The following is a 12,564-nucleotide window of genomic DNA, read 5'->3' as shown; positions in this document are numbered from 1 at the left end:
TGGGTAGACTGCTCCTCGTGGGAAGGCCGAGAACGAACGACGACGCCGTCAGAGAACGGCTCGTGGCATGCGCGACCGAGATGTTCGCCACCCGCCCCCAGGAGTCGGTCACGGTCCGCGCGCTGGCCACCGCCGCGGAAACGTCGACGGCAGCGGTGTACACGCTGTTTCAGGGCAAGGACGGACTGATCCGCGAGGTCCGCGACCGGGCGGTCGCCGGCCTGTTCCAGGACCTGACGGCGGTTCCTGTCTCCGAGACCGCCCTCGAGGACCTGTACGCGCTGACCGCCGCGTATCGCCGTTGGGGACGCGAACACCGCCACCTGTACACAGTGCTGTTCGGCGGCGCGCAGTCCTTCGACCCATCCGGCAGAGTCGGCGACCACGACCCCGTACGACCGCTCCTCTCGGCGATCGACCGCGCCGTGGCGGAACACACCCTCGCGGGCGACACCACACTCATCGCCGTCTCACTGTGGGTCGCCCTGCACGGACTCGTGACCCTCGAACTCGCCGGCGCCCTCGACGACACCGCAGCCGAGACCGCGTTCCGATCAACGATTCACGCCGTACTGCGCGGCTGGGCAACCCCCGCCGCACTCCCTGGCCTTCGACGCACTGACCCCGCCCCGAAGCGGTGACGCCGTAGACACACGTACGTGACCGACAGCGGGCCGAGGCGACACGTAGGCACCGCGGCAGGCACACAGCGGTTCACGGTCATCGCTACCAGGCTCATCCACTACCCCGACTCACCCAGTGAAACGACGCCTTACGCCGTGTCCCATGCGGTGAGGCGGACATTGGTCCGGTAGCAACGAACACGGCAGCAGGGCGGCGGAAAAGCCGACACGCCTGATGAGACGCTGTTCGCGGCCATCATCTACGTGCTGGTCAGCGGGTGTGCATGGGGAGCGTCGCCGCCGTGCTTCGGCGTCTCGAAGCCGACCGCTCACCGCCGCTTCCCGATCTGGTCCAGAGCCGGAGTGACTACTCGGTTGGGGATAGTTGGCCATACGTTCCTGAGACGGGACGGTCAAGCCCTTCGTACGGTGGGACCGCCCAGGGGCGCCGGGTGTGGCTCTTACTTGGCTGCCGCCCGTGGCTGGAGTGGCTTGGCCGCCCGGCACCCCACGACGACTCCGGCCGCCGGATTGGAAAGTGCGAGCAAGATCGCTGTGTAAGGCCATGCTGGCGAGGTCGTGTGTGGCACGAACCCTGCAGGAGGATCGTCTGGAGCACGATGAACGAGATCTGGGCCGGCATCGACAGCGGCAAGACCACCACTGCGTAGTGCTCAACGAGAGCGCCCCTACATACCCGGCCGTGTGGTCAACCGGGCCAGCGACGGCTACCGGGGCGAAGGCAAGACCGACGCCCGCGACGCACTCGTCATCGCCGACCAGGCTCGCATCCGCCGCGACCTCCAGCAACTGAGACCCAGCGACGAGGCCATCATCGAGCTCCGGCTCCCGACGAACCGCCGCGCCGATCTCGTCTGAGACCGCACCCGGTCCATCAACCGACTCCGCGCCGCCCTGACCGGCATGTTCCCCGCGCTGGAACGCGTGCTCGTCCTGACCAGTGCCTGACCACTCGTCCTGCTGGCCGGCTACCAGAGGCTGGCAGTCCTTCGACGCATCGGAACCGCGCGGCTCACCCGCTGGCTTCGCGCCCGCGGCGTCCGCAGCCCAGAGGCGCCGCCGCGGAAAGCTGTGGAGGCGGCTGAGTGCCAGCACACCGTCGTCCCGGGTGAGGCTGCGATCGCCCAACTCGTTCAGACACTCGCCCGAGAGGTCCAGATCCTGAGCGAGAAGGTCGCCGAGAGCGACCGGCTCATCGAGGCCCGATGCACGATTCCGGGAAGCGCAACGGCGACCTGCACCGACCGCGTCACTGTCACCGGAGTCTCCAGCGAGTCTTCTATATGTCCGCCCTGACGAGCGTGCGCTACGACCCCAACTCCCGGACCTTCTACGACTGAAAGCGGGCCGAGGGGAGACGCCATACCCCGGCCGTGATCACCCTGGCCCGCCGCAGAGTCAACGTGCCGTGGGCCCTGATCCGAGACCGGCGCCCCTGCAAAGTGGCCCCGCCCCGGCCGACCGGCTAGTCCGGGCGATCATGCGACCGCCACAACCAGCGCAAGGCATCAGGGAGCAGGACACCACCGTGGTTGGGGCTGTGGCCGCCCTCGCCCAGGACGAGGCGGAAGTCGTATCCGGCTTCCGCGAGCGCGGCGGCGACCCGCAAGTTGTTGGCGAGCCAGTTCGCTTCGGCCTGGTTCCAGCGCAGGTCACGATGGCCCGCTTGCAGGAAGATGCGCAGTGGCTTGCGGGGAACGCCGGGGATCAGTTCGGGGTACGGGTTGCCGCCTGGCATCTGTGCGAAGCTGGACAGGCACCCGATGACGCGGCGGAACTTGCCGGGGCGCAGCCATGCTGCGGTAAAGGCGCAGTTGCCTCCGCTGCTTCCACCGCAGATGCCCCACCGGTCAGGGTTCTCGGTGATCGTGTACCGCTGCGTGACCTCAGGGAGGATCTCGTTCAGGAGGAAGCTGACGTACCGGTCGTCGAATGCGTCGTACTCGGTGTTGCGGTTCTTTGGGGCCTCGGCGTCGGGGAAGACACCGGGGTCGACGAACACGCCGATGGCGACCGGGATGTCGCCGCGGTGGACAAGGTTGTCCAGGACGATCGCGCCGCGGACCTCGCCTTCGGGGTCCAGGTACCACCATCCATCCTGGAACACCATCAGCGACGCCGGCTGTGCGGGGTCGTACTGGGCGGGCACATGGACCCAGAACTTCCGGGACGTGCCCGGGTAGATCGCGCTGTCGTTCCAGTCGAACTCGATTGTCTCGCCGACAGGCACGCCGGGCTGGACAGCCGAGTCGGGGCCGTGTGCGTAGCGGACGTCCGACTGGTCAACCGGAAGCGGCTGGTAGGGCACCTCGATCGTCACGCAGGCCAACCTAGGAGAGATCACGAGCCCTCTCAAAGGGGTTTAGTGCTCATGTCTCACGGCTTGACTTCGCCATCAGGAAGCCATTCCGAATCCTGACCAAACGATCACGCGACTGTGGCTGGAGGCACAATGTCGAGCGCCCGTGCGGGCCGTGCGAGGATCGCGGCGTGAATGATCTCCACTTCCGCCTCGCCGGCGACACCGACCTCGCCACTCTGGTTCGTCTGCGCGACGACGCTGCCCGCTGGATGCTTGCCCAGGGCATTACTGGCCAGTGGCAGCCCGGCCAGCTGGACGAGGACCACTTCCGCCGGTCCATCGCGAGTGGTGAGGTCTGGCTCGCCGAGGCCAACGGCCGCGTGGCCGGGGCCTGGGAGCTGTGGTGGGAAGACGAGGACGCCTGGGGACCGCAGCCGCCGGTGGCCGGCTATGTGCATCGGCTGATGGTGGATCGCAACAACGCCCGGCCAGGGACGGGGCGGTTTCTGCTGCGTGCTGCGGAGCGCCGCGTTGCCGCGGCGGGGCGGGCGGTCGTGCGTCTGGACTGCCTGGCCGACAACGCACGCCTGAACGCCTACTACCTGGACGCCGGCTACCGGATCGTTGGCCACAAGGCAGGCAAGCCGCAGCCGGGCGGTGCACTCAAGTCGTTCACGCTCCTCGAGAAGACCTGCGGGCCGGCGGCGAAGGCTGAACGACTGTGGCCGCAGGAGCCCGACGGCTGAGGAAGATGGTGGTGGTCGGGGTCCGCCCGTGGCGGTTTCCTGTGCTCGGACCGCCCGGGTGCCGGCGAGTCGGTAGGACTCGGTCCCGGTCTCAATGATGTTCCCGCCGAAGGTGAAGCGGTCGACGACGGCCGCACAGAGCCGCGGATCCGTGAATGTCTTGGCCCACCCGCCACATGATTCGTTGGAGCGGGACGCCGTGCACCGTTTCCCGTGCCGGTTTTCCCGTCCCCGCCCGCCGAACCGGACGTGCCCCTTGGCCGGGCATCCGGCTCTCCGCGTGATCCGATGTGTCAGGCGAGGTATGCGCCGACCTGGCCGACGAAGGCCACGTCGGCGTGGCCCGTCCGGCGGAAGCGTGCGCCGTCGGGGTCACCCTCATCGAGGTTGCAGGGCGTGCTGATCCGTGATCCGCAGAACGTGTGTCACCGGAACTTCATCGTCGCCGGCTTGCAGAGGACGGCGCATCGGCGTTCGTGTCCACCTTCCAGTTACTGAAAAGCGCAACCCCTGTCGCACACAGGATCTGCGGACGTCTGTCGGTCAACTTCGCCGACGCCAAGGAATTCGCAGGCATGAGGTGGTTCTTGCTCCGCAACCGGGCTCCTTCGTCTCCGCCGCGCTGAGCTGAACAGGGTGTTCCTCGGTCCACCCGATGCCCTCACGCCGCGGCGTGAGCGACGCCGCTCGGCCCCGCGCCCGCCACACAGCAGCCCGCTGCCACCATTGGCCCGACCGCCGCGCGCCCTCAGGAGTCGCCGCGGACTTCCTCACCGAGCTGTTGGGCGATGCGGAGCAGGCCATCCGGTTGCGCGAGACGGCGGAAGTCTGCCTCGCCGTCGGCCGGCACTTCGCCTCGGCGGTCTGGGTTGCCTCCGCCGACGTGGAAGAACCCACGCCGTAACATCGACCAACCCCCTCGACCGTCCGCGCGCCGAAAGGCGGGAACGCGGGAGTCGTTCCGTGGCGACCGCGGGAGCCGATCGCCTGCGCGGGAACGGCTCACAGGACGGCCGAAGAGATGCTCCCGCCAGGCAGTTGAGGCTGCTGCCGGGACAGGTGGGCACCAGGCCAGGGAGCGGAGGGCAAGACCTGCGCCAGCTCGTGGCGTACGCGGTCGGCCTCACCACGGACCTGGGCCGGCACATCACCCCGCTCCGCGACAAGGCGGTTGAAGATCGGGGTTTCCTGGAACACGCTGGGACCTGCCTTCTGAGGTGGGCGCGGCACAGCAACCGCCGAGCTGCGAACCGATCATGTGACGGATCAAGTATCCAGCGCCACAAGCAGGGCAGTGACCAGCCATACCCCAAACCGAGGTCCCAACCCAAGACGCACGCAGCGACTCCGTCTGATGGCACGTACCCAGGCCTGCATGGTGGACGTGAAATCCGGCGTAGGAAGACTCCGAAGCAGCGAGCCCGTTTTGTACGGACAGTAGGGCGAGTTCACCGGTTTTTGAGTACACATGCCGCGTACGGTGGACGTGCCGCCCGACCACCACCTCTGTGGTGGGGAGGTGCGCATGCTGCGAACGACAATGGAGGCAGGATGTCGGTGGAGGCCGCGGCCGGCGGGCTGGACGAACGGGTGCTCGGGCGCAGGTGGACAGTGCGACTGGATGCTGTCGGCCGGGGCAGCGCGGAGGTACGCGTCTCGTGCAGTCGTCCGGCCTGCACCGCGCAGCGTCTGCCCGCCCCTGCTGCCGGCCGCGCGGTTGCGGTCGGACACCTCAGGGCACACCTGCGGGCCGCCCAAGGGCCCCGCGCCGAGGCGTACTGCGCCTGCCGGGCCGAGGACTGCCACACGCACCTCCGGCCCGACGGTCCGCGTGAGCGTGCCGCGTCCTGGCGGTGCGGAGGAGCGGTCGTCCTGGCCGTCATCACCGACCGGGAGGGGCGCTGGTGGCAGGCCATGGAGTGCTGTTCGCGCTGCGCGGCCGCCCACCCCACCGCGAAGATCGTCGCCACCGCCCTGTCTGCCGCAAGGCCAGCCCCGGCGGCCGGCCCCCACTCCGGGGCCGACGGCGCGCCCGGCGCGTCTGCGACCGGCCCGCAGTTCTCCCACAGCACCGCGACCGCGCCAGCCGCCTCGCAACAGGTGCCGGCTCCCCGCCCCGCATCGGCGCGGCGCCGTCCCAGGTACGCGAAGATCGCGCAACGTGTGATCCCGCACGACCTACGGCCCGAGGTCCTGCGCGACGAACTGATCGAACTCGGCGACCTCTTCCGCGCCTACCAGCAGCGCACCGAACCCGACCTCGCGCTGCTCGCCGACCTCCACACACGCAAGGCAAGGGCCTTCACCACCTGGGCCGATGTCACCGGCGACACACAACTACGCCTCGATGCCCAGCGCGCCGAACAGGCCGCGACCGCCGCACTCCTCCAGCACCAGCAGCGCACGGGCCAGAACACGGACAGCACCACAGCCACGCCACGCCTGCTCACCGGGCCGGCGCAGTGGGACCACGCACGAGCCGTCCTCACGCATGTATCCGGCAACACCCCGCTGCCCGGCCCGGAGGCACGCCTGCTGGTGCTCATGCTGACCCTGCGCACCGCGCACGCCGGCGTCGGGAACCTCGTCGGACAGGACCTGACCTCACTACCCCTGCCCGATCCGGAAGACCTGGTCACCCAGCTCGTCGACTGCGGCTGGCTCGGCATCCCCGGCGCCGCCGGTGACCTGCTCGCCTCCCGGCCGCAGAACCCCAGCCGGATCACTGTCCCGTCCCTGACGACCACCGCCGACGTTCCCGGCCCGTTCACCTTCGGCAAAAAGCTGCGCCCCAAACTCAGCGGATGGGCACAGAACGTCGTCGGAGACAAAAAGCTCCGTAAGACCAAGACCACCGCCGCCGCCCGGCTGCTCGCCCTGGCCCTGGCCACCCAGACCACGCCTGACGGACAACTCGGCCCCGCCGGCCAAGGCCTCGGCATCGAACCCCTCGCCACCTGGTGCGCCATCGCCCCGGCGGAACTGCACCAGCTGGCCGACAAGTTGACCGCGGCAGAGTGGCTCACCGAGACCGTCGTCACCGACACCCACCTCACCGGCCGGCTGACCGAACGAGTCCTCCCCCTCACCTGCCCACTGACCTCCGCCTGACCAGGCCCCGCACGTTCCGGCTCGGGAGCGGTGGTCCGGCATGGCGTGGATCCGGTCTCAGCCGGGCTGGGCACGGCGTCTGGCGATGCGCGAACATCGCGTGCGTGACCAACTGGTGCGGGCTCGCAGGCTGTTCAGGGACCCCCCTAAAGGTCGAACTCCAGGTGTTCAATGTCGGTGAAGCGCACCCCCTCCAGCCGGCCGCCGCTGAACGACTGCGGCGTCGGGCAGCAACGGCGCGCTTTCCACCTGGTCGACTGCCTCCGCCAGGGCATCGGCGATCACGCGCGGTTCGGGAAGATACGGCGTCAGCGCCACCGCGGTCAGGAACAGTGCATCGCCCCCGGCACCCACCACGGCGCGTAGCGCCTCCGGCCGGCCCTGGCGGTCCGCGTGTCCGAGTACCGTCAGTAGCTGGAGCCTCTGTTCGCTGGACGACGCCGAGCAGGTCAGATTCCAGTGTGTTCAGCCAGCCATCATCTGGATGCAGCCCATGGGCCCAGTCCGCGTAGCAGCCCAGCACCCGGGCGTGTTCGCCCTCGAGACCCGGAAGCCCGCGAGCAGTGTGAAGGTTTCCGCGCGGATCGCTGCGCCGCACAGGGGGCGGCAGCCATGACCGCGTCCAGCAGCCGCTGGTCGGGGTCGGGGAGCTGGCCCGCGCAAGCGGTGCCCGCCCAGTATTCGCTGCTCGTGTGCGAGCATGCGTGCGGCGAACTCCAACTGTCGGTGGGCTGCGTCGGTGTACAGCGGAGGCAGCGCATGCTCCTTGCCGGGACCAGGGCTGCCCATCTGTCCGACAGCCAGCCGCACAGCCGTTGCCACCATTCCGTTGCTGCGCGCCAGTAGCAGGGCCCGCGCAGCGGGCGGCGGCATGTACGGCGCGAAGACAGCTCGTATCAGGTCCGTGTCGAGGTCGCTGGGCCTGGGGTCCCGGGGCGCGAGCAAAGTCCGCAGCGCGCCCGGGCTCGGCACCGACACGACGATCCTCGCCGACGGCCCCGCCAAGGGGCGCATGGGGGCCGGATAGACCCGCCCCGGGCCTCGACGGTGCTCCCAGTCTGGCCAGTGCGATAGCCCTGGACTCGCCACGTACACTGCTCGACCGCCACGACGGGATCAGCCGCCCTTGACGTCCATGACGAGGGCCCGCGCAGCGGAGAGATGAGGTGTCGGCCGAGCCAAGGGTTACGGTCGCCCTCTGGTGAACGAAGTGGATACGCGGTGGCTGCTGGTCTCTGTGACGACGGCTGCGGCGGCACCGTCCTTGCGGATGCAGGTGTGGCGGAAACTGAAGGGGCCGGGAGCACTGTATCTGCAGCAGTCCGTGTGTCTGCTGCCCGACCGGCCTGCCGTGGCCTCCGCCCTGGACGAGCTGCGGGAGCGCGTGCGCACGGATGGGGGCCGGATGCGGGCCGTCTTCGCCGAGGTGGTTGAGTCGGAGGCCGACCTGGAGCGGTTTCGCTCGTGGGTGGCGAAGATCGAGGCTCGGGACTGCTTCGGCGCACCGCTGGGCGAGCAGGTGCACGCTGAACTGGCTCGAGCCGCCGCGAACGCGTCAGAGGTCGGGCCGCCGGTCCCCTGTCGACTGGGCTGAGGCGAGGGGTGCGCTGGTCACGGCGGCCGCTCCTGTGATGCGGGCACGTCGTTGGACTCGGCTCGTGATCAGGGCGGAGAGCGCGAGCGCGGAGGACGCCGAGATGAGGCCGCCCAGGACCAGGGTGGAGCGGGCGCCGAGGGTGTCCGAGACGAGGCCGACCAGCGGGGCGCCGACGGGGGTGCCGCCGAGGAGGACGAGGAAGTAGACGGACATGACGCGGCCCCGCAGCTCTGGGTCGGCATGGAGTTGTGTCAGCGCGTTGGCGGTGGTGGTCACGATCACCGCGGCGAAACCGGTGGGGATCAGCAGGGCCGCGAAAAAGCCGTAGCCCGGCATCAGGCCCGACACGGCTTCCAGTGCCCCGAAGACGATCGTGGTGGTGATCAGGCGGCGGGCGCTGGGGGGCTTGTCGCACGTCGCCCCGTACACCGCGCCGATGAGGCTGCCCAAGGCGTATGCGGCGGAGAGGTAACCGAAGGCGGCGGAGCCCGTGTGGAATGTCGTGATGGCGACGAGCGAGATGGTGACCTGGAAGTTGAGGCCGAAGGTGCCGACGAAGGCGATGAGGGTGATCGGCAGGAGTAGTTCCGGGGTGGCGGCGATGTGGTGGAAGGCGTCCTGCAGTCGGGTACGGCCGGGTCGGGGGCGGCCATGGTCGCCCGCGTCTGTACGGATGGTGATCAGACCGTAGAGGACGGCCAGGTAGGAGGCCGCGTTCACGAGGAACACCGGTCCCGTGCCGAGGGCAGCGACCGTCAGGCCGGCGAGGGCGGGGCCGAGGGTGCGGGCGACGTTGAACTGCGCGGAGTTCAGACTGACCGCGGTGGCCACACGCTCCCGGTCGACCAGTTCGGAGATGTACGCGTTGCGGGCGGGGCTGTCCACGGCGGTGGCGGTGCCGAGGGCGAAGGCCAGCACGTAGACGGACCACAGCTGCACCGTGCCGGTGACGGTCAGCAGACCGAGCAGGAGTGACTGCACTCCCATGGCCGTCTGGGTCAGGAGCAGGACCCGCCGCTTGGGGTACCGGTCGGCCAGGACCCCTCCGGCCAGGCCGAACAAGGTCTGCGGCAGGAACTGCAGCGCGGTCACGATGCCGACCGCACTGCCACTGTTGTCGGTGATGTGGAGGACGAGCAGGTCCTGGGCGGCGCGCTGCATCCAGGTGCCGACGTTGGAGGTCAACTGGCCGAGCAGGTAGCGACGGAAGTTCCGGACGGCGAGTGTGGCCGTCACCGGCATGCCGGAGCCTGTGCTCATGACATCTGATGGGCGTACGTGTCGCCGGGGATGGAGACCTCGACGTCGTCGACATGATGGAAGGTCGGGTGGGGGTGCATGAGGAAGGCGTGGTGGGAGATGTTCCAGGCGTAGGCGCCGGCCATGGCGAAGGCGACCCGGTCACCGACGCGCAGCCGTTTCACCATGACGCCGTGCGCCAGAACGTCCTTGGGCGTGCACAGCTGGCCGACCAGCGTCACCGGCTCGTCGCGGGCCTCCGGTCGGTCCCAGGGCCGGAGCCAGGCGTCGTCGGGGATCACCTCGAAGGGCTGGTCGTGCTGTTTCGCGGCCGGGGTGCGGAGGTGATGCGTACCTCCGCGTAGTACGGCGAACGCCTGCCCGCGGCTGAACTTGATGTCCAGGACCTGGGTGACGTACCAGCCGCAGTACGCCGTGACCGAACGGCCGGGTTCGATCCGCAGTGTGAGGTGAGGGTGGCGGGCCAGAATCCGGGCCAGTCCCGCGCCGAGGGCGGACCAGTCGAACAGCTTGTGGGGGTGGGTGTAGTCGACGCCCATTCCTCCTCCGACGTTCAACTCGGCCAAGTCGACTCCACGTTCGTGCGCCCAGTCTTCGGCCCAGGTCAGGACCTCGTCGATGAGCGCCAGTTGGGCTCGGGCCTGGAGTCCGCTGGCCAGGTGGAGGTGCAGGCCGCGCAGTCGGATGCGTGGGTCGGAGGCGATCAGCTCCAGGCAGCGGTCCAGCTGCGCGGGGTCCATACCGAAGGGGCTGGGGTGGCCGCCCATCACGAGGGCGACCTGGCCGAGGTCGACGGGCAGGTTGACGCGCAGGAGGACGTCGGCGCTCCGGTGGCCGAGCAGGGTGGTAAGGAGCCGCAGTTCGTGCTCGCTCTCGATGTGCAGGCGCTCCACTGCGCAATGCACTGCCCGGGCCAGCTCGGTCTGCGTCTTGCCGGGGCCTCCGAAGGCGATCGGCGCCTCGGCAACGAGCCTGCGCACGTGGCTCAGTTCACCGCCGGAGGCCACCTCGAAGCCGTCGACGTGCGCGGCAAGGGTGCGCAGGATGCGGGGATCGGAGTTGGCCTTGGCCGCGTACAGCAGCTCGACGCGTTCCGGCAGTGCGGCCCGGATGGCGCGAGCGTGCTCGCGCAGGACCGGGAGGTCGTAGACGTACGCGGGCAGGTCGTCGTCGGTCAGCCGGCCGACGTGGTCGAGCAGGGCGGGCCTCACCGGATCACCTCGCGGGGGAAGTCCGCGCCGAGCGGGCTGGGCAGGGGGACGTAGGTGGCGTGCCGGTCGGCCTTGCGGGACCAGCGCAGAAGGAGGTTGGCCTTGGCGGGCAGCGGTACGCCGGACAGCAGGGCGCGCAGGCGGGGCGGTTCGGCGGCGGCGCGGGCGTAGGTGTCGAGGTGGTCGCGGACCAGGCCCCAGAGGGCGGGTTCCCGCGTCGGGTCGAGGTCGGCCAGGGCGCTGAGCACTTCGGCCGTGTGGTTGACCAGGAGGCAGTACGCGACTCGGTTCCAGCCGCGTTCGGGGTCGTAGGTGAGTGGGCCCCGGACGTCCTCGGGCAGGGCGTCGAGGGCGCGCTGGTGAGGGCCGGGCAGGAGCTTGGTGCCCTCCAGGTCGCGGAAGAGCATCTGTGCTGGGGTGCCGTCGGGGTTCACGCCGACGACGACGTTCTGCAAGTGGGGTTCCAGGACGACGCCGTGTTCGAAGTAGGCGGCCAGCACCGGTGGCAGCAGCAGGCCCAGATAGGCGTCCCACCAGGCCAGGACGTCCCCGTCGCCGCGGGCGAGCAGATGGGATACGTGGGCTGCGCTGGTCGGGTACTCATCCGCCACGGCGGCGGCCAGCAGAGGTGTCACCCCGGGACGCAGGTGGTGGCGCAGGCCGGAGCGGATGATGACGCCGAGACCCTCCAGGAGTTCGCCGTCGGAGTCGAGCGTGCGGTATCCGGGCTCGGCCAGGAGCACGCATCCCCGGAAGCGGCCGGCCAGTTCGGTGAAGACGGGCTGCAGCAGCCGGTTGAGGGCGACGGCACCCGTCAGTTCGTAACTGGCGTGTTTGCGAACGCAGTTGGTGAGGCGGACGTTCAGGCTGAACTTCAGGAAGGTGTCGGTGCCGGGGTCGTACAGCGTGCGCACCGAGGCGGTCGGCACCAGCTCCGGTCCGCTCACCCCGGTGTCGACGACATCGCCGGAAGCCATCGCCTCACGCAGCCGGGCGTGGTCCTGGAGAAACCGGTACTGCCAGGGGTGCACCGGCAGTATCGCGAATCCCGGGTCGGCCGCCGGGCACAGCGCGTCCATCTCCCGCAACTCGCCCTCCTCACGCAGGAGAGCGCGGCGCACGGCCATATAGCGCAGGGGGAAGCGCGCGCCGGTCTCCGGGCCGTACGTCAGCCAGTCGGCCGGGTCGCCGGTGCGGGCCTTGGGAGTGGGGTGGAATCGGTGACCGAAGACCAGGGACTGCTCCGACGCCACGTACGGGTCCGCATCCGGCGTGGTGTCCGCCCGCTCCTCCAGCGCGGTGCGGATCGTCTCTCGGCTGTCGGCGACCTGGGCGAGGAACTCCTCGTTGGCGACACCCGTGCGCAGTTCCAGTTCGTGCTGGATGTAACCGGCCAACTCTTTCCAACCCACCGTCACCCAGGCATCGTGGTCGAGCCGCTGCACCGGCCCCTGGAAGCGGTGCGCTCCGATCAGCGAGACCCTGCGCAGCGGGCAACGCAGCAGGATGCCCCGGCGGGGCAGGCGTAGCAGGAGATGGTCGTCGTCGACCGTCACCTGATGTTCTTGGGCGGAGACCTCGCGGATCAGGCAGTTGAGCAGCGTGTAGGCGGTGACGGTGTCGGCCGTCGTCGCCGGCGTGCTCGCGCCGATCGTGGTGGCTTGGGTGACGGTACCGGTGTTCATACGGTCGC

General features: G+C 69.5%; 12 protein-coding genes and 3 pseudogenes. 9 read left to right on the top strand and 6 right to left on the bottom strand.

Annotation, left to right across the window (positions count from 1 at the left end; genetic code table 11):
* The first annotated feature begins 17 nt into the window (after positions 1-17).
* The 3 genes and pseudogenes from ACH47Z_RS41040 to ACH47Z_RS41030 all read left to right on the top strand — a co-directional run.
* Positions 18-641 carry a TetR/AcrR family transcriptional regulator gene (locus tag ACH47Z_RS41040; RefSeq protein ID WP_399083729.1) on the top strand — a complete coding sequence of 208 codons (624 nt, stop codon included), beginning with the start codon at positions 18-20 and terminating at the stop codon, positions 639-641.
* Between the two features lie 177 nt (positions 642-818).
* Positions 819-1,001 (top strand): annotated as a pseudogene (locus tag ACH47Z_RS41035) (transposase); the annotation flags it as partial.
* Positions 1,002-1,313: 312 nt separating this feature from the next.
* Positions 1,314-2,113 (top strand): annotated as a pseudogene (locus ACH47Z_RS41030) (transposase); the annotation flags it as partial.
* Here the strand turns inward: ACH47Z_RS41030 and ACH47Z_RS41025 are convergent.
* Positions 2,110-3,000, bottom strand: coding sequence for an alpha/beta hydrolase (locus ACH47Z_RS41025; protein WP_399083726.1), 891 nt, complete (start codon positions 2,998-3,000; stop codon positions 2,110-2,112). The pseudogene ACH47Z_RS41030 and the gene ACH47Z_RS41025 sit on opposite strands and share 4 nt — an antisense overlap.
* Positions 3,001-3,134: 134 nt before the next feature.
* Between ACH47Z_RS41025 and ACH47Z_RS41020 the strand changes: the two genes are divergently transcribed.
* Positions 3,135-3,692, top strand: a complete 558-nt coding sequence (locus ACH47Z_RS41020; RefSeq protein ID WP_399083723.1) for a GNAT family N-acetyltransferase — start codon at positions 3,135-3,137, stop codon at positions 3,690-3,692.
* Between the two features lie 27 nt (positions 3,693-3,719).
* Here ACH47Z_RS41020 and ACH47Z_RS41015 read toward each other — a convergent pair.
* A pseudogene (locus tag ACH47Z_RS41015) lies at positions 3,720-3,947 on the bottom strand (ATP-binding protein); the annotation flags it as partial.
* 418 nt (positions 3,948-4,365) lie between these two features.
* Between ACH47Z_RS41015 and ACH47Z_RS41010 the strand changes: the two are divergent.
* On the top strand, positions 4,366-4,596 hold the full coding sequence (locus ACH47Z_RS41010) for a hypothetical protein (RefSeq protein WP_399083720.1): 231 nt from the start codon (positions 4,366-4,368) through the stop codon (positions 4,594-4,596).
* Between the two features lie 98 nt (positions 4,597-4,694).
* Here ACH47Z_RS41010 and ACH47Z_RS41005 read toward each other — a convergent pair whose 3' ends face one another.
* Complete coding sequence (locus ACH47Z_RS41005; RefSeq protein ID WP_399083717.1) at positions 4,695-4,889, bottom strand: hypothetical protein; 195 nt, start codon at positions 4,887-4,889, stop codon at positions 4,695-4,697.
* Between the two features lie 354 nt (positions 4,890-5,243).
* Between ACH47Z_RS41005 and ACH47Z_RS41000 the strand changes: the two genes are divergently transcribed.
* The 4 genes from ACH47Z_RS41000 to ACH47Z_RS40985 all read left to right on the top strand — a co-directional run bounded on the left by ACH47Z_RS41000 (position 5,244) and on the right by ACH47Z_RS40985 (position 8,397).
* Positions 5,244-6,803, top strand: coding sequence for a hypothetical protein (locus tag ACH47Z_RS41000; protein WP_399083714.1), 1,560 nt, complete (start codon positions 5,244-5,246; stop codon positions 6,801-6,803).
* 177 nt (positions 6,804-6,980) lie between these two features.
* The gene (locus ACH47Z_RS40995) at positions 6,981-7,169 is read left to right on the top strand and encodes a hypothetical protein (RefSeq protein WP_399083711.1); all 189 of its coding nucleotides are present in this window, start codon (positions 6,981-6,983) and stop codon (positions 7,167-7,169) included.
* A 538-nt stretch (positions 7,170-7,707) separates the two neighbouring features.
* Positions 7,708-7,830 carry a hypothetical protein gene (locus ACH47Z_RS40990; protein WP_399083708.1) on the top strand — a complete coding sequence of 41 codons (123 nt, stop codon included), beginning with the start codon at positions 7,708-7,710 and terminating at the stop codon, positions 7,828-7,830.
* A gap of 174 nt (positions 7,831-8,004) precedes the next feature.
* Positions 8,005-8,397 (top strand): Chromate resistance protein ChrB, encoded by a 393-nt coding sequence (locus tag ACH47Z_RS40985; RefSeq protein WP_399083705.1) that lies wholly within the window; start codon positions 8,005-8,007, stop codon positions 8,395-8,397.
* Here ACH47Z_RS40985 and ACH47Z_RS40980 read toward each other — a convergent pair.
* Genes ACH47Z_RS40980 through ACH47Z_RS40970 form a run of 3 tightly spaced genes read right to left on the bottom strand, consistent with a single transcriptional unit; the run spans position 8,359 to position 12,556 of the window.
* Positions 8,359-9,660 (bottom strand): MFS transporter, encoded by a 1,302-nt coding sequence (locus ACH47Z_RS40980; RefSeq protein WP_399083702.1) that lies wholly within the window; start codon positions 9,658-9,660, stop codon positions 8,359-8,361. The two genes, ACH47Z_RS40985 and ACH47Z_RS40980, sit on opposite strands and share 39 nt — an antisense overlap.
* Positions 9,657-10,871 (bottom strand): type III PLP-dependent enzyme, encoded by a 1,215-nt coding sequence (locus ACH47Z_RS40975; protein ID WP_399083699.1) that lies wholly within the window; start codon positions 10,869-10,871, stop codon positions 9,657-9,659. Before ACH47Z_RS40975 ends, ACH47Z_RS40980 begins: the two co-directional genes overlap by 4 nt.
* Entirely contained in the window at positions 10,868-12,556 is a 1,689-nt protein-coding gene (locus tag ACH47Z_RS40970; protein WP_399083696.1) for an IucA/IucC family protein, read from the bottom strand. Before ACH47Z_RS40970 ends, ACH47Z_RS40975 begins: the two co-directional genes overlap by 4 nt.
* Between the last annotated feature and the right edge of the window lie 8 nt (positions 12,557-12,564).

The organism is Streptomyces sp. NPDC020192 (assembly GCF_044388685.1).
Classification (GTDB): Bacteria; Actinomycetota; Actinomycetes; order Streptomycetales; family Streptomycetaceae; genus Streptomyces.
The sequence above is the reverse complement of the archived record's forward strand: the minus strand, read 5'-3'. Positions and strand labels throughout refer to the sequence as shown.

Bases quoted from the DNA above. Each gene is read 5' to 3' on its own strand.
- ACH47Z_RS41000 (WP_399083714.1), top strand. From the start codon at position 5,244: ATGTCGGTGGAGGCCGCGGCCGGCGGGCTGGACGAACGGGTGCTCGGG.
- ACH47Z_RS40980 (WP_399083702.1), bottom strand. From the start codon at position 9,660: ATGAGCACAGGCTCCGGCATGCCGGTGACGGCCACACTCGCCGTCCGG.
- ACH47Z_RS40970 (WP_399083696.1), bottom strand. From the start codon at position 12,556: ATGAACACCGGTACCGTCACCCAAGCCACCACGATCGGCGCGAGCACG.